Annotated in this window: 28 protein-coding genes and 1 riboswitch; of the genes, 7 read left to right on the top strand and 21 right to left on the bottom strand. The window is 41.7% G+C overall.

Annotated features, from left to right (window positions below):
- Positions 1-16 precede the first annotated feature (16 nt).
- Positions 17-397 (bottom strand): YtxH domain-containing protein, encoded by a 381-nt coding sequence (locus AC3WTL_RS00385; protein WP_222498628.1) that lies wholly within the window; start codon positions 395-397, stop codon positions 17-19.
- Positions 398-646: 249 nt separating this feature from the next.
- On the opposite strand from AC3WTL_RS00385, the gene AC3WTL_RS00380 reads away from it, so the two are divergent.
- On the top strand, positions 647-877 hold the full coding sequence (locus tag AC3WTL_RS00380; protein WP_035326433.1) for a DUF1128 domain-containing protein: 231 nt from the start codon (positions 647-649) through the stop codon (positions 875-877).
- 324 nt (positions 878-1,201) lie between these two features.
- Here AC3WTL_RS00380 and AC3WTL_RS00375 read toward each other — a convergent pair whose 3' ends face one another.
- The 4 genes from AC3WTL_RS00375 to AC3WTL_RS00360 form a co-directional block, all read right to left on the bottom strand.
- Entirely contained in the window at positions 1,202-1,717 is a 516-nt protein-coding gene (locus tag AC3WTL_RS00375; protein ID WP_048010425.1) for a type 1 glutamine amidotransferase domain-containing protein, read from the bottom strand.
- A 77-nt stretch (positions 1,718-1,794) separates the two neighbouring features.
- On the bottom strand, positions 1,795-2,520 hold the full coding sequence (gene treR, locus AC3WTL_RS00370; protein ID WP_492368757.1) for a trehalose operon repressor: 726 nt from the start codon (positions 2,518-2,520) through the stop codon (positions 1,795-1,797).
- 59 nt (positions 2,521-2,579) lie between these two features.
- Entirely contained in the window at positions 2,580-3,569 is a 990-nt protein-coding gene (locus AC3WTL_RS00365; RefSeq protein WP_492368756.1) for a class I SAM-dependent methyltransferase, read from the bottom strand.
- Entirely contained in the window at positions 3,566-4,867 is a 1,302-nt protein-coding gene (locus AC3WTL_RS00360; RefSeq protein ID WP_252221037.1) for an FAD-dependent oxidoreductase, read from the bottom strand. The genes AC3WTL_RS00365 and AC3WTL_RS00360 overlap by 4 nt, the downstream gene beginning before the upstream one ends.
- Before the next feature lie 369 nt (positions 4,868-5,236).
- Between AC3WTL_RS00360 and mnmH the strand changes: the two genes are divergently transcribed.
- Both mnmH and AC3WTL_RS00350 read left to right on the top strand, forming a co-directional pair.
- Entirely contained in the window at positions 5,237-6,295 is a 1,059-nt protein-coding gene (gene mnmH / locus AC3WTL_RS00355; RefSeq protein ID WP_248348775.1) for a tRNA 2-selenouridine(34) synthase MnmH, read from the top strand.
- A 178-nt stretch (positions 6,296-6,473) separates the two neighbouring features.
- On the top strand, positions 6,474-6,800 hold the full coding sequence (locus tag AC3WTL_RS00350) for a helix-turn-helix domain-containing protein (protein WP_159346328.1): 327 nt from the start codon (positions 6,474-6,476) through the stop codon (positions 6,798-6,800).
- 38 nt (positions 6,801-6,838) lie between these two features.
- Here AC3WTL_RS00350 and AC3WTL_RS00345 read toward each other — a convergent pair whose 3' ends face one another.
- The 7 genes from AC3WTL_RS00345 to AC3WTL_RS00315 all read right to left on the bottom strand — a co-directional run bounded on the left by AC3WTL_RS00345 (position 6,839) and on the right by AC3WTL_RS00315 (position 11,446).
- Entirely contained in the window at positions 6,839-7,126 is a 288-nt protein-coding gene (locus AC3WTL_RS00345) for a DUF5658 family protein (RefSeq protein WP_492368755.1), read from the bottom strand.
- A 69-nt stretch (positions 7,127-7,195) separates the two neighbouring features.
- Complete coding sequence (locus tag AC3WTL_RS00340) at positions 7,196-7,924, bottom strand: LPXTG cell wall anchor domain-containing protein (RefSeq protein ID WP_492368754.1); 729 nt, start codon at positions 7,922-7,924, stop codon at positions 7,196-7,198.
- A 127-nt stretch (positions 7,925-8,051) separates the two neighbouring features.
- Positions 8,052-8,903: a TasA family protein gene (locus AC3WTL_RS00335; protein WP_492368753.1), complete on the bottom strand. Its 852-nt coding sequence runs from the start codon at positions 8,901-8,903 to the stop codon at positions 8,052-8,054.
- 90 nt (positions 8,904-8,993) lie between these two features.
- Positions 8,994-9,563 (bottom strand): signal peptidase I SipW, encoded by a 570-nt coding sequence (gene sipW, locus AC3WTL_RS00330; protein ID WP_492368752.1) that lies wholly within the window; start codon positions 9,561-9,563, stop codon positions 8,994-8,996.
- 25 nt (positions 9,564-9,588) lie between these two features.
- Positions 9,589-10,467 (bottom strand): hypothetical protein, encoded by an 879-nt coding sequence (locus AC3WTL_RS00325; RefSeq protein WP_492368751.1) that lies wholly within the window; start codon positions 10,465-10,467, stop codon positions 9,589-9,591.
- Positions 10,468-10,757: 290 nt separating this feature from the next.
- On the bottom strand, positions 10,758-10,904 hold the full coding sequence (locus AC3WTL_RS00320; RefSeq protein WP_222498609.1) for an anti-repressor SinI family protein: 147 nt from the start codon (positions 10,902-10,904) through the stop codon (positions 10,758-10,760).
- Between the two features lie 29 nt (positions 10,905-10,933).
- Positions 10,934-11,022, bottom strand: a riboswitch (cyclic di-GMP riboswitch).
- 172 nt (positions 11,023-11,194) lie between these two features.
- Positions 11,195-11,446, bottom strand: a complete 252-nt coding sequence (locus AC3WTL_RS00315; protein ID WP_492368750.1) for a hypothetical protein — start codon at positions 11,444-11,446, stop codon at positions 11,195-11,197.
- Positions 11,447-11,716: 270 nt separating this feature from the next.
- Here AC3WTL_RS00315 and AC3WTL_RS00310 point away from each other — a divergent pair, with 270 nt between their 5' ends.
- Positions 11,717-12,058, top strand: coding sequence for a helix-turn-helix domain-containing protein (locus tag AC3WTL_RS00310; RefSeq protein ID WP_492368749.1), 342 nt, complete (start codon positions 11,717-11,719; stop codon positions 12,056-12,058).
- Positions 12,059-12,670: a class D sortase, LPxTATN-specific gene (srtD, locus tag AC3WTL_RS00305; protein ID WP_492368748.1), complete on the top strand. Its 612-nt coding sequence runs from the start codon at positions 12,059-12,061 to the stop codon at positions 12,668-12,670.
- 217 nt (positions 12,671-12,887) lie between these two features.
- On the opposite strand, the gene AC3WTL_RS00300 is transcribed toward srtD, so the two are convergent.
- The 3 genes from AC3WTL_RS00300 to AC3WTL_RS00290 form a co-directional block, all read right to left on the bottom strand.
- On the bottom strand, positions 12,888-13,799 hold the full coding sequence (locus tag AC3WTL_RS00300) for a pseudouridine-5'-phosphate glycosidase (RefSeq protein WP_492368747.1): 912 nt from the start codon (positions 13,797-13,799) through the stop codon (positions 12,888-12,890).
- Between the two features lie 14 nt (positions 13,800-13,813).
- Complete coding sequence (locus AC3WTL_RS00295) at positions 13,814-14,911, bottom strand: carbohydrate kinase (RefSeq protein ID WP_492368746.1); 1,098 nt, start codon at positions 14,909-14,911, stop codon at positions 13,814-13,816.
- A 133-nt stretch (positions 14,912-15,044) separates the two neighbouring features.
- A complete protein-coding gene (locus AC3WTL_RS00290; protein WP_492368745.1) occupies positions 15,045-16,430 on the bottom strand; it encodes an alanine/glycine:cation symporter family protein in 1,386 nt (461 codons plus the stop codon).
- A gap of 159 nt (positions 16,431-16,589) precedes the next feature.
- Here AC3WTL_RS00290 and AC3WTL_RS00285 point away from each other — a divergent pair, with 159 nt between their 5' ends.
- The gene (locus tag AC3WTL_RS00285; RefSeq protein WP_197247395.1) at positions 16,590-17,018 is read left to right on the top strand and encodes a MarR family winged helix-turn-helix transcriptional regulator; all 429 of its coding nucleotides are present in this window, start codon (positions 16,590-16,592) and stop codon (positions 17,016-17,018) included.
- A gap of 55 nt (positions 17,019-17,073) precedes the next feature.
- On the top strand, positions 17,074-18,270 hold the full coding sequence (locus AC3WTL_RS00280; RefSeq protein WP_492368744.1) for an MFS transporter: 1,197 nt from the start codon (positions 17,074-17,076) through the stop codon (positions 18,268-18,270).
- A gap of 299 nt (positions 18,271-18,569) precedes the next feature.
- Here AC3WTL_RS00280 and motB read toward each other — a convergent pair whose 3' ends face one another.
- From motB to AC3WTL_RS00250, 6 genes are all read right to left on the bottom strand, one after another.
- Complete coding sequence (motB, locus tag AC3WTL_RS00275) at positions 18,570-19,367, bottom strand: flagellar motor protein MotB (protein ID WP_222498594.1); 798 nt, start codon at positions 19,365-19,367, stop codon at positions 18,570-18,572.
- Positions 19,360-20,154 (bottom strand): flagellar motor stator protein MotA, encoded by a 795-nt coding sequence (motA, locus tag AC3WTL_RS00270; RefSeq protein WP_048011976.1) that lies wholly within the window; start codon positions 20,152-20,154, stop codon positions 19,360-19,362. Before motA ends, motB begins: the two co-directional genes overlap by 8 nt.
- A gap of 130 nt (positions 20,155-20,284) precedes the next feature.
- Positions 20,285-20,659, bottom strand: coding sequence for a hypothetical protein (locus AC3WTL_RS00265; RefSeq protein WP_492368743.1), 375 nt, complete (start codon positions 20,657-20,659; stop codon positions 20,285-20,287).
- Positions 20,660-20,971: 312 nt separating this feature from the next.
- Entirely contained in the window at positions 20,972-21,433 is a 462-nt protein-coding gene (locus tag AC3WTL_RS00260; protein WP_492368742.1) for an STAS domain-containing protein, read from the bottom strand.
- 31 nt (positions 21,434-21,464) lie between these two features.
- On the bottom strand, positions 21,465-21,839 hold the full coding sequence (locus AC3WTL_RS00255; RefSeq protein ID WP_492368741.1) for a DnaJ family domain-containing protein: 375 nt from the start codon (positions 21,837-21,839) through the stop codon (positions 21,465-21,467).
- A 114-nt stretch (positions 21,840-21,953) separates the two neighbouring features.
- A complete protein-coding gene (locus AC3WTL_RS00250; protein ID WP_435869263.1) occupies positions 21,954-22,541 on the bottom strand; it encodes a peroxiredoxin in 588 nt (195 codons plus the stop codon).
- Between the last annotated feature and the right edge of the window lie 78 nt (positions 22,542-22,619).

Here is a 22,619-nt window from a genome sequence, read left to right as displayed (position 1 = left end):
AACACCTCACTTGTTATTAATGCGGAACCTGAACCGAATCGTCAGCCGATTTTTCGGGCAGTTCACCTGATCCATTCAGCTTAATATCTGAAAAGGCCTGCTTTGTATTCTGGACAATCTGTGTTACTTCCGGTGCCATTTCTCTTATTTCTTCCACAGTGCCGGTTATAAAAGCAACGTCTTCACTAACCTGGTCAATAGCGGTTTTGACCTTATTGGAAACATCCTTCACCTGATTCACGGCTTCACTTGGGTGTTTTAAGTAATAGCCGACATTGCTGGACGTTTTCCGGCAATTGTCAAAAACGGTTTCCCTTGTGGATTTGTCAAGAAGGCTTAGCGCACCGCCTGCAAGTGCTCCATATAGTACACCTTTCCAAAACAATGATTTCCCCATATTTTATTCTCCTTTAGTAAAATTATTATATGAAAATTTTATTCAATTTTTCCCTTTTTTTCGTTTAATGAAACCTGACTCGTCCTTTTCCTGTATTATCTTATGTAATTTGTACAACTTCTCCTTTATTTTCTACTAATTTCCTTGTTACATGCAAGTCTAATTTAAGTTGACATTTTGCTGATATCGTGGAAAGATGATAAGAAAAGTGTGTTCGTCCTAATACATAGCTATGAGAGGGTGTCTGTAATGAATAATTTATCGGAGAAATCGGTTGAGAATGTGGAATTTATGATTGAGGCTATTAAGGAGAAGCTGAAGGTTTTGAATTTAGGTGCTATTAAGCCTTCACATTTTGATGAGGAAATGTATGAGGAATTGAAGGATATTTATGATCTTGTCATGAAAAAAGATTCGTTTAGTCCGAATGAAATGCAGGCTTTGGTTGAGGAGCTTGGGAATTTGAGAAAGAATAAATAACTTGGGAGCAGCCTTTTGAGGGCTGCTTTTTTGATTGGACTTGAGTATCCTTATAAACTTAATGTGCAACTGTTGATTTGGGTGCTGATTTCCGCTGCAGGGGCTCGCTTTCCGCGGGCGGCCCGGGAGCCTCCTCGACGCTATGCGTCTGCGGGGTCTCTCGTTTCCCGCTGCTCCCGCAGGAGTCGAGCCCCTTCCGCTACAATCAGCACGATATTAATAAGGAATTTAGGAAATCAAAGCCCTGATGGATAATCCCTTAAAAAATCATTAATAAAATATAAAAAACCCACTGCCAGTCAGGCAGAGGGTAAGTAAATTTCATTATCCTAACAATTTAAGCGATTCACGTGTGAATGCCGGGATGTCTTCCGGCTGGCGGCTTGTGACGAGCTGGTTTTGGCAGACGACGACTTCTGAGTCCTGGAATTTGGCTCCTGCGTATTCCATGTCAACCTGGATGGATTTGTAGCCGGTTGCGTCGCGCCCTTCTAGAGTCTTGGCTGTCAGCAGCAGCTGCGGTCCATGGCAGATCGCAAAGACTGGTTTCTTTTCATCCATAAATGATTTCGCAAATTGAACGAATCGGTCATCGGCACGAAGCTGATCCGGTGAGAATCCGCCTGGCAGGAATAGGGCATCAAAGTCCTGCGGATTTACGTTATCAATGCTCTGATCTATTTGAACAGTGGCTTCACCCTGTTTGCCTTTAACAGATTTCCCTTGTTCCTTTTCAATTGTAACCACTTCATGTCCTGCTTCTTTGAAGCCTTTAGCAGGTTCCGTGTATTCACTATCCTCGAACATCTCGGTAATTAAGCATGCGATTTTTTTACTCATCTATACCATCTCCTTTTAAAAATCTTCACATAAGGAGATTTCCCTGAATGAACAATCTTAAACGTAAAAAAAGCATGTTACACTCCGCTGTCCATTCTTCTCGCAAAATCAACAAACCTGAACTTGTCCGGCCTGTGTCTGGATTCTGTGAACTGAAAAAGGGTGGCATCGTCAAAATAAATATAATTTTTCACCACGACAATGGCATGGAAACCTTCCATATCAAGAAGCCTGCGGTCTTCAGCAGTCGGTTCTTCCACTGTAAATTCCTTTTTGGCAAAGCTGATTTTTTTGCCGAGATCGCCCTCAATGTAGGCAAAAATAGAGCTCTGGCATATGTCCTTCGTTAAGCCCGGGACATATTTCTCAACTAAAAAATCCTTGTCCAAAATGATCCGCTCATCTTCAATTTTTCGGACCCGATAGACTTTCCAGACCTTTTCATCTTTATCAATATGGAGGTGCTTCATCTTCTCTGCGTCAGGCTGAATAAGCGAAAATTCGTCTACAATCGTTTCAGCACGCTGCCCCATCTTCCCGGCCAGCTCTTTAAAGCTGACCAGACCCGATATGGGAAACTGCAGCTTTTTTAAATCAAGGACCATCGATCCTTTTCCGCGGATTTTCTGAATAAATCCGTTTTGTGCAAGCAAATTCAAGGCTTTGCGGATGGTTTCCCTTGAAGTGGAATACATCTCCGTCAATTCATGTTCAGATGGCAGAATGGATCTGGCGGGATACTTGCCTTCCTGGATTTGCTGGGCTAGCTCCTCATAAATCACTAAATATTTATTATTTCTCATTTCAATCACCATTTCAGTCAAGTTAACACCATTCTACCATTAAACGGGCTTTCTTTGAATTATCGGTTGGACAGCTGGATAAAATACCATCCGCCTTCCGTGACAACAGGTTTGAAGGTTTTCACTTTCAGCTTCAGCTCTTTCGCAAGCTGGTGGATATTCTCCTCAGTCGGGGTTGGATAAAGATTTTCAAAAGCAGAAAAGAAGCTGTTAAACACACTTGAAAACTCCTCGCCTTTTTTTGAATGAAGAATAGGTGTGATAATCGTAATGGATCCTTTCCGGCTAAGCCAGCTTTTCAATCGGGACAGCAGCTGTTTGCGATCCTCCGGCTGGATATAGTGCAGCAGGTTGTTGACCATGATTAAATCAGCCTGATGATCAGGTGAGTATTCATGAACATCTGCTGTCACAATATTAATGTTGGGAATGTCTTTGCAATTGGTTCGGGCAGATTCTGCGACGTCTTCATTAATTTCAATTCCCGCCAGTTTTGCATGGGGGAACTTCTGGCTGATTCTGCTTAAATAGCCGCCTTCCCCGCAGCCAATGTCGATGATTCTTTCCATTTTGTTTTTCTTAATGGTTTTCATAAGCCGCGGCAGTGCAAGCTGTTCAAGCAGTGATGAAGTTCTCGCGACGGTTGGTCCATGTTCTTCATGGTCAAAAGTATTTTTCGTATTGGAACGGAGCAGTTCTGGATAAGAGAGTAAAGTCGGGATATGCAATTCCATCATTTCCTTCAGAATGATTCCTGTGGATCGGGGATTTTTCGGCGTGGACGGAAGGCTGAATTTAGATGCTGTCTTGATTTTATCCTTGCCTTTCTTTTTCAAATGGCGGATCGCAAGTCCCACCTCCACCCATCTTAAAAGCAGCTCCTCCTGAAGATTTCTGCTTGAGGCCACCTCTTTTACCGTTCTCCAGTTGCGGAACTGTGAAAAAAGGTCCAGCTCAAATCCAACATATGCATGCCAGCTGTATAAAAAGGGCTGGTTCTTTTTCATCCAATTTCGTGCTTTTAACAATCTCACATATTCATTTATCATGGCTGTTCAACCTTCTTCCAGGGATAGTCTTCTTCTTCTGTATAAAAATAATGGCTTTTATCGGCAGCTGATAATTCTGTTTTTCTTGCCGGCAGCATTCCTGCCTGAATCAATCGGTCCCAAAGGCTCTCTGACCAATATCCAAGACCTGAAACATTCAGCATTTGCTTATATTGCAGGGTTTTATCTCTTTCGATCTGCTTTAGTCCTTTGCGGCGTATTCCTGTAATAACCCGATTCGAATAGGAATAAGCTATGGCGGATAAATGGCTGAGGCTGATCATGTTTTCAGCGCGTGGCTTCCTGACTTTTTCATACCATTTAAGCTTGTCCGGCGAAATTCTTCCGCTCGCATACATCTCTGCAAGCAATTCCCCCAGCACATCCGCATCCTGAATCGCCATATTCATGCCTTCCCCTGCCATCGGGTGGACCGTATGGGCCGCATCGCCCAGTATCGCGAGTCTTCCATCCACATATTTATCTGCATAAAAAGCTGTCGGGATCATCAGCTGGATATCCTTCCAGTTTTTCAGCCTGGTCACATACCCTTCCAATTCCGGAAAAAGCTCTACATAATTTTTATGGAAATAGTGAATTCCTTTTTGGAGATGCTCCTTATACGTGCCCTCCGGAATTAAATAAACAGATCGCACTTTCGCTTCCGGCAGCGGAAATAAACCGAGGAACCGCTCATCCTTAGAGATGATTTTCCCTTCCTCCAAAGATTGGGGCCGGGGGAAGGTAACCGTTAAGAATTGATGGTTATACTCAATCTTTTTAATTTTGCTGTTCATTTCTTTTCTGGTAATGGAATTTCTTCCTTCAGCGCCTATATAAAAATCAGCCCTCACTGTCAGCTGCTCCTTTACATTCTTCCGCTCAACCATTAATTCGCCATTGTCATACCCTTTTGCCAGGGATCCTGACAGATAATGAAAGTTCGGATATTGAAGCGCCTGATTCAGAAGGATTCCTTTCAGCCTTTCATGCTCGATCATAAGCGAGTAATCATAATTTCCCGGGAGGATGCTGTAATCCATGGCAAACTCTTTTTCCCCTTCATCAAACGCTATTCGGGAAAAAGAAAAGCCGTTATCAAGGATTTCATCCAAAGCACCCAGCCCCTTAAAAATTTTCAAGCTCTTTGGCTGCAGGAGTTCTCCCTTATAAACGGAAGAGGGGGCATCCAGCTTTTCCAGAACGGTGACATTAATATTGGCTTGAGCCAGCTTCAGTCCCAGCGTTAAACCGCCAATCCCTCCGCCTATAATGGCAACCTCTGTATTCAAGGACATGTTTCCACCACCTTTGCCTTTTATTTAACCTTCTTTTTAAAAAGCAAAACCAATGGATATGCTGATATTACAAAGTCTGGAAAAAATTATAAGAACAATCTTTTGAAAATAGGAGTATGATTGTGATAGACACCTATAATTTCAAAATCCTGTATAATAGAGAGAGTCAAATCAATTAACTTTCCTTTTTGGGCGATATATAGCATTTTCGCAGTCTAACGGGCAGTAAGATCCCCACTTAAAACTGCATTAAATCAAAGGTGAATTAACTGGGCCCAAACTGCCCGTAAGGCTTGATTAGTTCAACTAACCAATTAGCGGGAAAACCCCCACTGAATGGAGTTTCACTTTAATTTTGGAGGCAATAAAATGAGAGAAATAGCAGTCGAACAATATATCCAGATGGACAACGCAGTTCCGATCGATGTCAGGTCTCCAATCGAATTTGAGGAGTGCAGCATTCCCGGTGCTGTCAATGTGCCGCTTTTCACTAATGAAGAACGTGTGGAAATCGGAACACTATATAAAAGAGAAGGATCTGATGCCGCTAAGTGGAGAGCGATGGAAATCGTTTCACCTAAAATTCCGTCCATGATGCAGAAAATCAGAGACCTGAAAAATGATGGCTTACAGCCTGTCATTTACTGCTGGCGCGGCGGCATGCGCAGCAAAGCGGTCACTACTTTTATCACGTATGCGGGCGTTTCAATCCCCCGTTTAATCGGGGGCTATCGAGCGTACCGTCAATATATTCTGGAAAACACAGCAGATTTGATTCCTGAAAAAGCAGTTGTTCTGCACGGAATGACCGGCGTCGGGAAAACAGATGTGCTGAAGGTATTAAGCGAAAAAGGCTATCCTGTTATTGACCTTGAAGAAATGGCAGGACACCGCGGATCGATCTTTGGCTCCTTTGGTATGGGAAACGGCAGTACACAGAAAACATTTGATGCACTATTGTATCAAGCCCTTTCAGAGGTTAAAGGCTCCCCTTATATTATTATGGAAGCTGAAAGCAAGCGAATAGGCAAGGTTGTTCAGCCGGACGAGCTTCTGGATACCAAAAAAACCGGTATTCATATTGATATGTTTGCAAGCATGGAGTTCCGTGTCCAGCGCATCCTCCGTGACTATGTTGCACCTTATCAAAAAGAAGAATGGTTCAAGCCGAAAGTGGATGAAAGCCTTGTGTTTATTAAAAAACGGCTGAAGGATACTGAAATCCGCGAGCAGCTTGATGAATCAGTTGAAACGGAGGACTACGAACTATTTATCAAGCTTTTATTAGAACACTATTACGATCCGCGCTATGCTTTTAAACAGCATGACTATGAGGGCGAATTCCACCATGTAAATGCAGATGATGTGGAAGCAGCTGCACAGCAGGTTATTCAAATAATTGAAAAGCAAAATGCTCCCGTCTTATGACGCGGAGCATTACTTTTTGAGAGCGACAAAAGTAATATTTTTATAAAACTGTGATAACTATCTATTTTAGTCAGTTGACACTGTGGTATGATGATAATAATATTGAACAAAACGTTCTTAATATGGAACTAAATTTGATATAATCCTATTACATACAAAATAAGGTGTGTGGTATACGATGATCGGTGATCGTGTAAAAAAACTTCGTCAGGAAAAGAAAATGTCCTTATCCGAGCTTGCAGACCAAGCCGGTGTGGCAAAATCATATTTAAGCTCACTTGAGCGCAACCTTCAAACAAACCCATCGATTCAGTTTCTCGAGAAAATCGCGGGTGTTCTGAATGTACCTGTGGACCATTTGATCCATGAGCAGATTAACAAGGAAGATTTGGATTCCGAATGGATGAAAATTGTTAAGGAAGCGATGGAGTCTGGAGTTTCAAAGGAGCAGTTTCGGGAGTTTTTGGATTTTAATAAGTGGAGAGTTGAACAGAAGAAGGACTAAGTGCAACCTGTCAGATTGGGACAGGTTTTTTATTTGGTTTAAATTATCCAACTTAGATGCAATCCCATTACCGCTGTATATAAAACAGACGCAACGATAGAAAGCTCCGGGATAGGCCTCCTAAAAGAAAAACTCTGTACGAAAATTAAAGCAACAAGAAAACAAGATAGTGCTTCCTTTAGAAGAAGAAAAAAGACAGGATTTGCATTATAAACAAACTCCATTAATGGGTTTCCTTCTTGAATGAGACCATACTGTATTCCAAAGTAAGTAATAAAGCCATCAAGAAAGTTCAAAAATGCAAGGTATGCAAATATCCACTTCATCTCTTTCCCCGCCTCTATTCTTAAATAAAAGCAGACCTTGTTGGTCTCCAATCCCCACCAAGGCCTTAACTAATCTTGTTTTACTTTTCTCTTCCTTTTTTGATGAATAAACAATCCTCCACCGCTTATGACTAGCAATATCCCTAACAACAAATTGTTATACGTACTCGTAGCCGTTGAAGGCAGAATTTGACCCTCTAAAGGAAGATTATCTAATTCCTCTGCAGGTATAGGACGTTGCGGCAGAATAGGTTCTTCACCATCATTTGCAGGATCACTTGGATCTGGTTTTCCAGGATCAGATGGATCGGAAGGATTATCTGGATCTGGGTCTAGATCTCTTTCTTCGATCATAAACCTTAACTCAAAGTTAAAACCCAGATTTTGAAACTCATTCCCAAGCTCATAAGGAAATTTCACTTCGAATTTAATATCTTCTTGATTTCCAGCCTGCAGAAACCTTGGATTTAGACCATTAAACTTGTGTAATTTGTCATCGAATAGTAGCCCTTTAGAATCCCAGATTCTTAATTGAAATTCGTTGTATAACTTTTCTGATCCATTTAAGAATTTAACTTTCGTATTATAAGTGAAGAACTTTTCCCCTCGGTTTTGGACGGTAAGTATACGAGTTGACCAATCTCCTGGTTTTATATTAGAAAGATTAAATAGGGATTGATCATGTTGATTGGTATCAATATTAAACTCCGGGTTCACATTTGCATTGACACCATTTGGGAATACATATATAGAAATAATCGAAAAAATGATAGTAAAAATGTAGATTCCTTTTTTCATGGCCGCACCTTCAGATAAATTTATAATACAAAAAAATTCTTGAAGCAAAAAGCCTTGAAATATAGAGAGAAAAGGCGGGAAACCCCACCTTTTCACATTTTATAATTATAATTAGTTAATTAATAAATTAATTATCAGACACTTCTTCCGCTTTTGTTGCATTGCCTTCAGTTACAGGATTAGGCATGGTTGTACCATCTGCAGACCCTTGAACATCATTATTTATTGCTCCATTTCCATTATGTGAATCTACATGTACACCATCCCATTGAGTTGCTTCAAGATTAAAGAAGAAGTCAATTTTATCTCCTTGGAATTTATTTTGGTTATAATTTTTACCATCTGTTTTAGTTTTGTCGTTTTTAAATGTAATTTGAATAAATACATCATCTGTATCAGTAGGATTGACAGGAAGACCTTTATAATCTAATCCACTAGCAGCAACCGTTAAAGGTGCTAAATTGATTCTCTTAGTACCATCTGTTGCTAGATATGCGCTATTGATTTTACTTTCATATGCAGAAGGACCTGCTACAAGATCTGCTAAAGTTAACTTTGAACCTGATTTAACGATATCACCTGTAGGTTCCCAGGCAGCGGATTCCGTATCAGCTGACATAAAATTAACTTCAAATTGAGATAAATATTCTTCTTTGCTGTTTGAACCGCCATTTTCAGTAGTTAGATCATCAATGAAATTTTCTGCAGTTACATTTAGTAATACTTCTTTAATAGCTAACGAACCATTGTTATTAAGCTTGAAGATTCTTTGAACATTGTCCCCAGGTTTCATATTTGTTAAATCAAAGCTGATCGGCTTCTGGCCACTCTTTCCAACCTCCAAGTCCAAAGTACCCGACGCAAAATGGTTATTAATAGTAGCAGTATCGTTAAACGCTGCCCAAGTTCCTCCACCTACCAATGACACTCCAAGTACTGCTGATGCTACACCTAAACCTAATTTCTTTTTAATTGACATTTCTTTATTCCTCCCTGGTTTCTCCCTCGTTATACGAGGTATGTAATTTTTTATATTGACTCTTACGTTTCCATAAGAGAATCAACCAAATTAAGCAGTTTTCTGATCTGTTTGTGGCTTGCTGTTTTTATCAATTTCTCTAATTGCTTGATAGATTGTTAGACCTGAGTATCCCAACAATAGAATTCCGGGAATAATCAGCAGCATTGCTGTACCTTTGCTTGATTTTGCAAAATCTATTAAATATCCTAAGTAAGGGATAGTAATACCGGTGTATACGGCAGATACATTTTGAGATAAGACTGGCTGACTATCCATGTCTTCGTTATTGTCACCTTTTGTCTGGAACATGATGTTCTCGCCATTTTTTATTAATTCTATTACTCTGTGAGTTACAAAAGTTCCATCTTCTTGAACATATGTGATGACATCATCTTTTTTTATAGTAGATGGATCATCAACTGGTTTTACTGCTATAATAGAACCTGTTTTAAAGGTTGGTTCCATTGAACCTGATAAAACAGTTTTCAGTTGATTCCCAAAGATCTGTGGTTCCCCTCCAGACGCTTTGGAAGATATGACTATGAATACCATCGTTAACAGCAGCAAAAATAACAGGATAGTTAAGGTGTTACTCAAAACCTTCATAACTAGTTTCATTACATTCACCTCAAGTTTTTTAATTTTAGTTGTTTTTCTTTTCACCAATCGCAGAAGATTCTTCTTCTCCAGATGAGTTTACACTCTCATTTTCTGTTTTTTTGCTGGTATTAGCTTCTGTTCCTGATTCTTGACTCCCACTAGAATCGCTGCTATTTTCACTGTTGTTAACTTTATCTTGATCTTCGTTATTACTGCTGCCTTGGTCTTCTACTTTGTCGTTACCTTCGCCTCCGCTATTTTCGCTGTCTTGGCCTTCACCATTTTCACTGCCCTGGCCTCCGCCATTTCCATTGCCCTGGCCTCCGCCATTTTCGCTGCTCTGGCCTCCGCCATTTCCATTGCCCTGGCCTCCGCCATTTTCGCTGCTCTGGCCTCCGCCATTTTCATTGCCCTGGCCTCCGCCATTTTCACTGCCCTGGCCTCCACTATTTTCGCTGCCCTGGCCTCCGCCATTTCCATTGCCCTTGCCTCCGCTATTTTCATTGCCCTTGCCTCCGCTATTTTCATTGCCCTGGCCTCCACCATTTTTATTGCCTGGGCCCTGACCTTCATTTTGATCATTTCCTTCCGGACAATCTTTCCCATGTGCAGGGTTATCAGGATCGCATTTTTCACCGGTATCTTCACCATCTGCTGGATCTTTTCCGTTTCCTATACCAGCATTGTCCTTGCAATTTTTTTTGGTGTATTCATCATCGCCTTCACAAAAGTCTTTTGCGGCACCAATTGTTTCCGATATACTTTCTGTGTCATTAAACGCCGAATATGTATCAGATACTAAGTAGCTAAAACCTATTAGCAAGAAGTAACAAACCCACAAGTTAGCCACAAGCTTTAGCTTTTTATTTTTCTTAAACCGCAGTTTTCGTGATTTGTTTTTGCGACTCAAGTAATCACTCATGGAGTCCCTCCTATTGGTTATATCTTTATTTCGTTAATATTTGTTCGTTTTAAAGAACTTGTAATTTGAGTATATTCCATGGTTTTAAAATTGGAAAACCCCAAATATTGCTGTTTTTTCGTTTTAAAGAACGTTTTTCTCATATTTTCTTTATTTATCTCTAGTTTTCTTACTATTTTGTAATTTATTTAGAACATTTTGTTCTTTATATAAAACAACACAAAAATAAAAAGCATTCCTTAAAGGAACACTTTCTCCTTTTAAGAAATACTTAGACAATTAACATTTTATTAATTTCTCACCAATCGCTCTTTTGCCGAGTTCTCTAGAAAGAACCTTTTGAGTTCTTCTTTCTCAATGCCCAAATTCTTTGCCTCATTAATAAGCTGGATCCAATCCTGATCTAATTGCTCAGTTTGTACCTTTGTGTTAATCACTCTTTTCCCCCCAAAATACGATTCGTATTCCAGGCAATCCAGCCATCCTAGTATCCTTCAATACCTTAGACCTGTGACTTTGCGTCCTCATTTTTCAATGAGTTTGCCCTTTTCTGTGTCTTTACTATTATTTTCCTATAGGTGTATTCTACTATGTCCATATTGATAATTATGTCATTTTTTGTCAATGTTATGAATTATTTTAATATTAAATTAGTTTATATCTCGACAATTTGTTACTGATTTTAATAAGTATCATTAAAATAATTTAAATCGGGCAAAAAATTAGTCTAAGGATTAATATTCATTTTGGAATAGAAAGAAAGACCAATCCTTTTTCTATAATTTCTGCTTATCTGTTTTACTCCACTATGTGGAACTAATGTCTTAAAAGCGTAAGAAACAAAAACTCTTTCCCTTGTCATAGCATCAAAAAACGGATTACCTGTTAAGTCCGAACCACAAATAGGACAAATCCACTTTCCAATTTCACTGCTGCTAAAAGAAGACTTTTTACAGTGATTACAAACCTTTTTATACATTAACCCCCACCTACCTTACTAAATAACATATTTATTCCCGATTAAGCTTCTTAATGCCATGCATTTACATTACTCCTTAGGAATAGTCTAGGACTAACTAACTGTTTTTGAACAATTCCAAATTCAGCCGTTTTTTCGTTTTAAAGAACGTTTTTCGTTCTTTTTCTAAAAATAGCTCAAGAATTCTCATTATTTTGTATTTTTTATTGAACAATTTGTTCGTTATAATGAAAATATCTTTATATTTTATGTTAAGGGAGTATTATGCCTATGATAGGTGACCGGATTAAAAGTTTAAGGATTAAAAAGGGATACTCAATTAATGAGCTTTCTGAAAAAGCGGAGGTATCCAAATCGTATTTGAGCTATATTGAGAGAGGCATACAGGAGAATCCTTCACTGCAGGTTTTATCGCGGATCGCCAGGACACTGGATGCTAATCTTGAGGATCTGCTAGAAGAGAACAAAGAGGACATTACCGACTTGCATAAGCTGGATGAAGAGTGGGTTTCCCTTGTCAAAGAAGCAATCAGGCAGGGTATCACAAAAGAGGATTTCTCCTATTATTTGGAGTTTATTAAATTTAAGAAGATGAACGGGGGTAAAGTTTAATTGAAGGTTAGAGGCCGTTTGCTGATTGTAGCTGCCTCCTTCCTTATCTTAATCGGAGGCAGTTTGGTCCTGTTCTCTCTGCAGGAAATGTATGCTCAGGAGAAGAAAACCAAAGATTCTTTAACCCTGGCAAAAGATAGAATTCAAAATGGAGTAAAAAAAGAAAGCAAAAATGTTCTTCAAACAGAACAGCCTTTAGATGTTTCCTTTGAGCAGGGTGAAGTCATTGGCATTTTAAAAATTCCCCGTTTGAAAGCTGAACTTCCCATAATAGAAGGAACCGATGAGGATGAGCTGGAAAAAGGGGTTGGCCATTACTCCACAACTGTATTTCCAGGGCAGCCCAACCAGATTTTATTATCAGGGCATCGGGATACGGTGTTTCGCAGCCTCGGCGAACTTGAAATCGGTGATATTTTCCTAGTCAGCATGCCATATGGTGAGTTTACATATGAAATTACCGATTCGAAGATTGTTGATGCAGATGATACCACTGTGATCCGATCCACCGCTCCTAACGAATTTCTCACTGTTTCCACCTGCTATCCCTTCTCATATGTGGGCAATGCCCCCTCCCGATATATCCTGAATGCTAAAAGAATACAAAATTAAGAGGCTCTTTCCCCAGGAAAGTGCCCTTTTTACTGCATATAGACAAACACCCTTCCCCCATATTTGAACCTGTACATATCATCTAATATATGGGTTTCCAGAAGGGACAGAGCCAGATGATCAATTTCTTAAGATTACTATTATATTTAGCCATCATCATCACAGCTATCATGCTATCAATATAAAAAGCCAGACTTCCCAAGCCTGGCTTTTCCCTTTACTTATTCAAACTAACAGCAATCTTCGATCCCACTTCGGCATTATGCTTCACCAATGCAATATTCGCTATCAAGCTTCTGCCTTCTGTCAATTCCTTCACTTTCCCCAGAAGGAATGGAGTCACTTTTTTCCCTGCGATATTGTTTTCATTCGCTTCTTTTAAAGCTGTTTCAATAACCCCAGTAATTAATGCCTCTTCCAGCGCATCTTTTTCAGGGATCGGGTTAGCGATGACAACGCCGCCTTTTAAGCCCAGCTCCCATTTTGTGCGGATCATTTCGGCTGCTTCTTCTGCATTGTCCACCCGGTAGTTTACACTGAACGGACTTGTGCGTGTGTAGAAGGCGGGCAATACATCTGTTTCAAAGCCAACGACCGGAACGCCGTTGGTTTCTAAGTATTCAAGCGTCAAACCAATATCCAGGATTGATTTCGCACCTGCACAGATTACGGCAACATTGGTCATTGCAAGCTCCTGAAGGTCAGCTGAGATGTCCATTGTGGTTTCAGCTTCGCGGTGAACTCCGCCTATTCCGCCTGTGACAAACACTTCAATGCCGGCAAGCTCTGCACAGATCATGGTGGCCGCTACAGTTGTGGCACCATTTTTCTTCTTAGCAACTAAGTATGGAAGGTCGCGGCGGCTTGCTTTTTCAACGTCCCTGCTTTGGGCCAGGAACTCCAGCTCCTCATCTGAAAGACCAATTTTAATTTTACCGTTTAAAATGGCAATGGTTGCAGGTACAGCACCGTTTTTGCGGATGATTTCCTCTACCTCTTTTGCTGTCTGAACGTTTTGAGGGTATGGCATTCCATGTGAAATGATGGTGGATTCAAGGGCAACAACCGGTTTATTTGCTTTCTTTGCTTCTAACACTTCTTCTGAGTACTCAAGCCATTTTTCTAACATGATGTCACTTCTCCTTAGTCGAAATATTGTTTGAATGTTTCCTGCAAGCGTGTGTTGTTTAAATTAGGGTTAACGGTTTCAAGGGACTGGAGAGTAAGCATCGAGCAGGACATGCCGATTTTGCAGGCATCCTCAGTGCTAAGGCCTTTTAAATGGGCAAAAATAATACCCGATACAAGCGAGTCCCCTGCCCCTGTCACATCAGCAATTTTCACCTTCGGAGGAAGCTGCACACCTGCTTCACCCCTGTTTGTAAAATAGATCAGTCCTTTATCTCCCCGGCTGATGACGACTTTTTCAACACCTTTTTTCATAATCTCCTGTGCCGCCTTAAAGAAGTCTCCTTCATTGCTGATCTCTTTCCCTGTTAGTGCTTCTGCTTCATTTTTGTTGGCAATCAGCCAGGTAACACCTTTCAGGTCTTCCGGCAGATTTTTTATTTTTGGTGCTGAAACAGGTGTAATGCAAAGCGGAATGTTCTCTTCATAACACCTTTTAATAATCTGTTCCAGAACCTTGGGCGGGAAGTTTGTATCGAGAATCACCATTTCGGATGATGCCAGGTAACCCCACTTTTTCTCGACAAACTCTCTGTTAACGCTTTCATAAATGGACATATCAGCGAGTGCTACAGCCATTTCTCCTTCAAGGTCAAGCACTGCTGTATAAGTACCAGTGGTAGACCCTGCCAGCGACTGTGAAGGAGTGATATCAGCAAAAGCTTTCGTATATTCCAGAAGCCATTCGCCTTCCGGATCATCTCCCACTACGGTCATCAAACCCACATCACAGCCCAGCCTGCCAAGGTTTTCAGCAATGTTGCGGGCCACTCCGCCGCAGGATTGGGAGCTTTCTGCAGGGTTCGATGTTCCGAATTGGAGCTGCCCGGTTGTTTGGATTTTCCTGTCAACATTGGCTCCTCCCACACAAAGCACTTCTTTCTTTTGCGGCAGAACATAGGCTCTGCCGAGAATTTTCCCCTGCTTGGTCAGTGAAGAGATATAGCCGGCAACAGCGGACCTTGAGAGCCCCGTTTTTTCAGCCAGCTCGTTTTGGGCAATAAAAGGATCCTCTTTAATCAGCTGCAAAATCAATAGTTCTTTATCATTCATAATTGACCAGCCCTGCCTTATTAAACTTTTGTCTATATTATAAACTTATGTCTATTTGTAAAACAAGTGTTATTTTTCGAAAAATTTGCAGAGATAATAAAAAAGCCTCCCGCCTTAGGCGGAAGACCAAGCTTTACGCAGCCTTATCGTCTTTTTTAATATCCTTTAAATAATACTTTTCTGAAGTGAAAAACTCGTTTTTCAGCTGTTTGACCTCTTTGCTTAGAAGGAGGACAGCCACGATGTTCGGTATTAAGATCATGGCAAGAGCCAGATCAAGGAATTGCCAGATCGTTTTCGCCGCTCCTACTGAACCAAGAACAATGGCAGCAATGTAAACGACTTTGATGGCTTTTCCGGCAAAAGAGCCAAAAAGGAATTCTGCCATTTTGGATCCATAAAAGACGACGACAATGATCGTTGAAATGACAAAAAATACGAGTGATATAGCTACGAGAATACCTCCAAATGATCCAAAGTACTCCGTAAATGCCGCTGCCGTCAGGGCTGAAGGATCCTTCATTGCCCCTTCCCTTGTCCACACACCTGATGAAAGCACAACAAATGCAGTGGCGGTACACACAATCAGCGTATCAACAACAATACCGACAATCGCCCAGAAGCCCTGGCGCACCGGGTGATCGGTTGTGGCAGCAGCATGGGCAATCGGAGCGGTTCCGAGTCCTGCCTCATTGGAATATAATCCTCTTGCAAATCCCCAGCGAATGATTTCGCCAATTGCCGCACCGGCAAATCCGCCTATTGCAGACATTGGCTGAAACGCATAAGTGAAGATTAATTCCAACACTTCAGGAAGCTTGCCCAAATTCATAAATAAAACCACTAAAGCTGCTCCTACATAAATAAGAGCCATAAACGGAACGAAGATCTCAGTTACTTTGCCGATTCTCTGAATTCCGCCAAAAACAACCAATGAAACCAGTAAGGCTACAGCGATGCCTGTATAAAGGCCATCAATCTTAAAAGTCTCGCCAACCGCAGATGCTACGGCATTACCCTGAACCATGATGCTTGGGATTAATTCGATCATGAGCGCAAAGGCAAATATCACACCAAGCCACTTCATGTTAAGCCCTTTTGTCATGTAATACATTGGGCCGCCCACATATTCTCCATCTTCATTTTTCTCTCTGTACTTGATGGCCAGGACACTTTCTGAGAACTTAATGGACATTCCTATTAACGCAATGATCCACATCCAAAACACGGCACCAGGACCGCCAAACATGATGGCTGCGGGCACACCTACAATATTCGCAGCTCCAATGGTGGAAGCCAGTGCTGAAGTGAGTGCCTGCAGCGGTGTAACGGTTCCTTTTCCCTTCGGCTTTTTAAAAACACTTCCGAATGTCTGTTTAAAAATATATACCGGATAACGGAACTGGAAGAAACCCAGCAAAAAGGTTAAATACAGACCTGTTCCAGCTAATAATAGGATGATGGGATATCCCCACAGCCATCCTGAAATATCTCCTACGACTTCTAATAACTTATCCAAAAAAATTTCCCCCTTATTGTTATGCACAGATGCCCTTGTTATTTCATTCCCTTTCATTTGCCAGTTAAACACTTAGTTAGCAAAGAAATATGTGAGGTAGACATTTTCTTGAAAATCCTGTATAGTTAGCTAGGTAACTATTTTAAGCAGGTGAAACCAATGCACCCTAATCAAAGTGAATTTTTTCATTCCATCAACCAATTTACACGCCACTTTTCCAAAGTACTTAATGAAAGTCTGGTGCCACTTGGTTTATATGCTGCCCAATGGACAATTATCTACCGTCTGAAAACCGGAGGACCAAGCACTCAAAAAGAGATTTCCTCTTATTTGGGAGTTGAAGCTCCGACCATGACCAGGACATTGGCCCGTCTTGAGAAATCAGGCTGGATCACCAGAACATCCGGTAAGGACAAACGCGAAAAACTGATTTCACTGACTGATGCAGCCATCCAGGAATACGACAATTGGCTTGCCGCAGTAAGATCAAGCGAAAGCAATGTCCTGCAGAACATTACGGAAGAAGAAATCAGCACGATGATCAGACTTATGGCAAAAATGAGAGAAAATATGGTACCAGGCACCTAGACCAATTCACGATATTGGTATAGGTACCTGGTACCTTCATTGTTAGGAGGACAACATGAAGAAACAGCCATTATGGACGAAGGATTTTTTGAGTATTTCTGTTACGAGTTTTTTCTTGTTTATGGGGTTTTATGTGTTGCTCACAACGCTTCCCCTTTATATTTTGGATGATCTGAAAGGGGACGAAACACAGGTTGGCCTGATTATTTCGGTCTTTTTGATTGCTGCCGTGATCAGCAGGCCGTTTACAGGAAAATGGATTGACGAGGTTGGACAGCGAAAGATTCTGCTTGCTTCCCTGATTGTGTTTGCTGTCTCATCTCTTCTTTATTTTTGGGCTGACACTATGCCTGCACTTTTAGCTCTAAGATTCCTTCATGGTGCAGGTTTTGGCATGGCCACCACAGCGACTGGAGCGATTGTTGCTGAAATTGTGCCGGATGTGCGGAGAGGCGAAGGGCTTGGCTATTATGCCATGTTCATGAATCTGGCTATGGTCATCGGCCCGTTTGCCGGTTTGACGATTGTTCAATACGCAAGCTTCACATGGATTTTTGCGTTATGCACCGTTTTATCATTTATTGCGATAGTGCTGGGTGCTTTTGTTAAAATACCGCAAACAGCAGAAAGCTCTGTGAAGCATCCGAATTTCACACTATCAAGCTTATTCGAAAAAAATGCCGTTCCTGTTGCGATTTCAGCTGGCATCCTTGCTTTCGCGTACTCAGGAATTCTATCCTTTATTTCCGTTTATGCGAAGGAGCTTGATTTGCTTGAAGCCGCGAGCTTCTTTTTCGTGGTATATGCGGCGTTCATTATTATGTCCCGCCCATTTACAGGCCGCTGGTTTGATACGTACGGAGAAAATAAAGTGATCTATCCAGCGATTATTCTGTTTGCGGCAGGATTGTTTTTGCTCAGCCAGGCCAACAGTACCTTTGTATTTCTGCTGTCAGGTGCAGTAATCGGATTGGGGTATGGCACGATTGTTCCGAGTCTTCAAACTGTTGCCATCAAGCAGGCCGATCCAGCCAAACGGGGTCTTGCTACCTCGACCTTTTTCACCCTCTTTGATACAGGGATCGGTTTAGGATCCTATGTTCTCGGAATACTTGCGGTAAAAACAGGATTCGCTTCGCTGTATTTTATGCTTGCCGGAGTAGCGTTATTTGGCCTGCTCGTATACTACCTGCTTCATGGAAGAAAGACAGAACCCAAAACCATTCATTCAGAAGCAGATCTTCCATTATAAAGAGCCCCTTGCGGCTCTTTTTCTTTGGCAATCTTAACTTGTGTATATTTTCTGAAAATTATTTGTCTTTTTTGTGAACGTTGGCATATAATGTAATTAATATATTTTGGGAGGTTCGCAGATGACCATTGTTCATATTTTGAATTTTTCCATTCCAATCGCCTGTGTATTTCTATTTGGTGTAATGGTCGACCGCATGTGCAAACCGGACAGCACTGAACAGGAAGCAAATGACTGATCCCGGGAAAGCGGCTGGCTGACAGCCTTTTTTTATTTCTTATAAAAAAGAAACCAGCCCCCTATGGCTGATTCCCCGTTCTTGGCAATATTAAAATCTCTACCCGTCTGTTCTTCGCCCTGCCTTCTTTCGTGTCATTTCCGGCAACCGGCTGGAATTCCCCAAAGCCTTTGGCACTGAACCACTTCGGGTCCAGCTGATCATTTTTCAGGATGATTTTCATAAAGTTGACCGCCCGCATGACACTGAGCTCCCAATTGGACTCGAAGTTCGAATTGCGGATCGGGACATTGTCTGTATGGCCGCTGATGATGATATTTCTTGGCGGGTCCATGATGAGAAGCCCGGCAATTTCACCAGCCATTTTTAAATCCTGCTCACGGACCTCTGCACTTCCTGAGCCGAACAGGACATTATCCCTGATTGAAACAAGCAGTCCTTCCGTGGTTAAAGAGGTTTCCAGTTTGTCAGCCAGATTTTGATTTTCGATAAAGGCATTGACTCTTAGCTGCAGCTCTGCCAGTTCTTCCTGATCGGCAGCCTGCTTCAATTTTTCTTTTTCCAATTCATCCAGCGCTGCCATTTCCTCGAGATCCTTGCTTGGTTTTTCCGACACTGCATCCGTGGATTGCATTTGTCCTTCCGGCATTGGACTTGGGAATTCAAAGACGCCCGTTCCCCCTGAAAAGACATCATTGAATGCCTTTGACAGCTTCTGAAATTTCTGGGCATCCACTGAACTCATGGCGAAGAGGACAATGAACAGGGCGAGAAGCAGCGTTAATAAATCAGCATACGGCAATAGCCAGGATTCATCTACATGTTCCTCATGATGCTGCTTCTTTTTCCGCCTACTCATCCTTTGCCACGCTGCTTTCTTCAAGGAATTTACGGCGTTCTCCTGCAGGAAGATAGGAAGCAAGCTTTTGCTCGATTACCCGCGGTGCTTCCCCTTCTAAAATAGAAAGAATTCCTTCAATCATCATGCTTTTAATTTTTGCTTCCTGCTTGGACTTTCTCTTTAGCTTATTGGCAAACGGATGCCAGAACACATAACCGGTGAATATCCCCAGTAAAGTCGCTACGAATGCCGCACTTATAGCATGTCCCAATGTGGTGGTGTCGTCCATATTTCCTAGTGCTGCAATCAATCCAATAACGGCTCCCAATACTCCAAGGGATGGCGCATACGTGCCTGCCTGGCTGAAAATTTGCGCTCCAGCCTGGTGCCTTTCTTCCATTGCTTCGATTTCTTCACTTAATACATCCCGAATATAATCGGCACTTTGCCCATCAACAGCGAGAGATAAGCCGCTTCTTAAAAAAGCATCTTCCACTTCGCTTGTCTTGACTTCCAGGGCAAGCAATCCTTCTTTTCTTGCCAGCTGAGCCCAATCCGAAAACATCTTAATCATTTCAGGGGGGTTCATCAGCTTTTCTTCTTTAAATAAAATGCCAAAAAGCTTGGGTACACGTTTGATTTCATTCGTTGGAAATGCAATGGCCACAGCTGCGGCAGTTCCCAGAATAATGATCAGAATTGCGGCAGGGTTAATCAGAACAGACGGGGAAACCCCTTTAAAAACCATTCCGACTCCAACTGCTATGATTCCTAATATAACTCCAATAATCGTTGTTTTATCCATGCATGCCACACCTTCTATGTAAAATCACTAAAACCTTCTATTAATAATTTCGGATGATTTTTACAGTTCTTTAGGGAAATTTTCATATATAAAAGGCAGAGGTGCTTCCCCTGCCTTTGTTTTCACTATATTAGATCCAGCGGCATCCGCAGAAACCTCTTCTTCTGTGGTCATCGTCATCTCGGCGGCGTCTGCATCCTCTTCCAGATCCAGCTAAATCTCTGTTGTACCATAGGTCACCAGCACCGCGTACATCATCGCGGCGATGTCTTCTGCGGTCGTCTTCTGCTCCGCCCACACTGTCTCTTCCACACCCGCAATGTCTTCTGCGATTGTCCTCGATTCCAGCTACATCGTCATCTCGGCGGTGATTCCTGCGGCGGTCTTCCGCTCCACGCACATCATCTCGGCGGCGATCATCATCTTCTTTTACAATAACTCTTTCGGCTCTGATTTCTACTTCATCTGCATTAATCTCGAATCTTCTTCTCCAATCTCTCGACATATGTCTACCTCCTTTCTCATGGATACTATAGAATATGTGCCAGAGGAGGTTTTCGCATGGACAAATCCCCAATCGGAAAGAAAATGTGCCTGTATATGTAAAAAACCCCTGTCCTATTCAGGAGGGGAGTCTTTTAGAATCTAGATTTTTTGAAGGTACCTTTATCAATCTTTTAATATCTATGAATTCAGGCCGTTGATTTCCACTCCAGGCACGCAGCGAACCCGCGGGGAGGAATGCGAGCGCCCTCCACTTCAATCAACTCGGAGGCAAGATGCGGTTACCTGCCCAAAAGCAGCAAACTTAACGAGATTAGCCTTTTTGAAAGGCAAGATTGTTTATTTTCATTAAATGCTTTAAAGCCGCCTGGAAGTTAGCATGTGTTTCAGCATTTAATTCAATGCCGGACAACACGATTTCCTTTATCAGCTGCGGGGTCATCCCTACAAAGTAAGGCTTAACTCCCATGAGGTTAATGGAATCAGTCAGATTGCGGATTTGCTCCCCAAGCTCTGACAGGCACATCTGCTCTAATCGGTCGACCGTAATATCGGTAAAATCTATAATAGCAAACTCTGTATCATGGTCTCTAATATGTTTCAGGATCTTAGCCGTAATTTTTTCGAATCTTTCAGCCATGAGCAACCCAGTAATTGGCACAAGAATCGTCTGGGGAATGATCGATGGAATTATGGGTGCCGTCATATCCGCTATGGCTGCCTCATATTCCTCCACTCTTTTTTCAAGGACCTTTATATATTCATCTTTATTCATGTGTTCTCCTCAATTCCAATCATCTAATTCATTAGAATAATTTATTGTTTATTTTTTCTTCGTAGTTTTTGAAAAGGGATGAGTTGGTGTTTTGTCTTCTTTTCGACATCATGCTGTTATAGCGGAGCATCTTTTCGTTTAGTTTCTTCTGCAGTACCTTCTTTTCTTCCTGATCCTCACATTTCTTCATCAGGTCTTCAATCGTCATCATTTCCTTTTTTACCTGGTTTTCTTCCTCAGTGAATCCGGCATTCTTCATGATGCGATAGGCCATGCGCAAGTTCTCAGGGACGGAAGACGAATCATCAGGCGGCAGCGGTTTCCCATATCCCGGCAGATTATCAAACTCGCCGTCCTTGTAAGCTTTTTTTATGCGTTCTTCAGAAAGTATAGAAAAAAAGTCCACTCAAGCTCCCCCTCCACTTCATTTGTCCACTTCATTTGTACTTATTATATATTTTCGGCACTGCAGATTAAAGTAATTATGTATATAGGAAGAGAAAGCTCGCGCCTCCTCCTTTTAAATTTTACCTATTAAGTTTGGATCCTTGTTAATCCCCTGCTGGCCGGGCTGCCAGTTTGCCGGCACACCCTTCCCTGTCTGCTGCGCATATTGAATTCCCTGCATGATTCTGACATGTTCATGCAGATTTCTCCCGACTTCTCCAGGGTAAATGAGCTTTGCCGCGATAATGCCATTGGGATCGATAAAAACGGACGCCCTGATGGCCGCTCCTGACTTTTCATCCAATACCCTATAAGCTCTGCTTATTTGATGTGTCCGGTCGCTGACCATTGGATAATTCACGTTTTTTAATGACGGAGATGTTTCCTTAAATACTTTATGTGCATATACACTGTCCGTACTGATGGACATGACTTCGCAATTTAAGGCTTTTAAATAAGGGTTCACAGCGGCGACCGCCGCCAATTCTGTCGGTCAGACAAATGTAAAATCACTCGGATAAAAAAACAGCAGCACCCATTTTCCAATATAGTTCTCCAGATTGACTTTTTTTATTTGATGATCAATGACAGCATCTGCAATAAAAACCGGCGCACGGTCTCCCCTTCCCGCACAGAACACGGAAGCATTCGAATCATTCACGGCTTTCCCCCTCCTTTTCTCTTTCGTCTTTGCTCTATATACTTATGCGAACAAGATCAAAATTGAACGGAAAATATT

It is taken from the genome of Cytobacillus sp. EB106-05-05-XG126, assembly GCF_058791715.1.
This window is presented reverse-complemented; position numbering and strand designations above follow the sequence as displayed.

Coding starts and splice junctions, on each gene's coding strand:
- AC3WTL_RS00385 (WP_222498628.1), bottom strand. CDS start 397: ATGGGGAAATCATTGTTTTGGAAAGGTGTACTATATGGAGCACTTGCA.
- AC3WTL_RS00380 (WP_035326433.1), top strand. CDS start 647: ATGAATAATTTATCGGAGAAATCGGTTGAGAATGTGGAATTTATGATT.
- AC3WTL_RS00375 (WP_048010425.1), bottom strand. CDS start 1,717: ATGAGTAAAAAAATCGCATGCTTAATTACCGAGATGTTCGAGGATAGT.
- treR (WP_492368757.1), bottom strand. CDS start 2,520: ATGAGAAATAATAAATATTTAGTGATTTATGAGGAGCTAGCCCAGCAA.
- AC3WTL_RS00365 (WP_492368756.1), bottom strand. CDS start 3,569: ATGATAAATGAATATGTGAGATTGTTAAAAGCACGAAATTGGATGAAA.
- AC3WTL_RS00360 (WP_252221037.1), bottom strand. CDS start 4,867: ATGTCCTTGAATACAGAGGTTGCCATTATAGGCGGAGGGATTGGCGGT.
- mnmH (WP_248348775.1), top strand. CDS start 5,237: ATGAGAGAAATAGCAGTCGAACAATATATCCAGATGGACAACGCAGTT.
- AC3WTL_RS00350 (WP_159346328.1), top strand. CDS start 6,474: ATGATCGGTGATCGTGTAAAAAAACTTCGTCAGGAAAAGAAAATGTCC.
- AC3WTL_RS00345 (WP_492368755.1), bottom strand. CDS start 7,126: ATGAAGTGGATATTTGCATACCTTGCATTTTTGAACTTTCTTGATGGC.
- AC3WTL_RS00340 (WP_492368754.1), bottom strand. CDS start 7,924: ATGAAAAAAGGAATCTACATTTTTACTATCATTTTTTCGATTATTTCT.
- AC3WTL_RS00335 (WP_492368753.1), bottom strand. CDS start 8,903: ATGTCAATTAAAAAGAAATTAGGTTTAGGTGTAGCATCAGCAGTACTT.
- sipW (WP_492368752.1), bottom strand. CDS start 9,563: ATGAAACTAGTTATGAAGGTTTTGAGTAACACCTTAACTATCCTGTTA.
- AC3WTL_RS00325 (WP_492368751.1), bottom strand. CDS start 10,467: ATGAGTGATTACTTGAGTCGCAAAAACAAATCACGAAAACTGCGGTTT.
- AC3WTL_RS00315 (WP_492368750.1), bottom strand. CDS start 11,446: ATGTATAAAAAGGTTTGTAATCACTGTAAAAAGTCTTCTTTTAGCAGC.
- AC3WTL_RS00310 (WP_492368749.1), top strand. CDS start 11,717: ATGATAGGTGACCGGATTAAAAGTTTAAGGATTAAAAAGGGATACTCA.
- AC3WTL_RS00300 (WP_492368747.1), bottom strand. CDS start 13,799: ATGTTAGAAAAATGGCTTGAGTACTCAGAAGAAGTGTTAGAAGCAAAG.
- AC3WTL_RS00295 (WP_492368746.1), bottom strand. CDS start 14,911: ATGAATGATAAAGAACTATTGATTTTGCAGCTGATTAAAGAGGATCCT.
- AC3WTL_RS00285 (WP_197247395.1), top strand. CDS start 16,590: ATGCACCCTAATCAAAGTGAATTTTTTCATTCCATCAACCAATTTACA.
- AC3WTL_RS00280 (WP_492368744.1), top strand. CDS start 17,074: ATGAAGAAACAGCCATTATGGACGAAGGATTTTTTGAGTATTTCTGTT.
- motB (WP_222498594.1), bottom strand. CDS start 19,367: ATGAGTAGGCGGAAAAAGAAGCAGCATCATGAGGAACATGTAGATGAA.
- motA (WP_048011976.1), bottom strand. CDS start 20,154: ATGGATAAAACAACGATTATTGGAGTTATATTAGGAATCATAGCAGTT.
- AC3WTL_RS00265 (WP_492368743.1), bottom strand. CDS start 20,659: ATGTCGAGAGATTGGAGAAGAAGATTCGAGATTAATGCAGATGAAGTA.
- AC3WTL_RS00260 (WP_492368742.1), bottom strand. CDS start 21,433: ATGAATAAAGATGAATATATAAAGGTCCTTGAAAAAAGAGTGGAGGAA.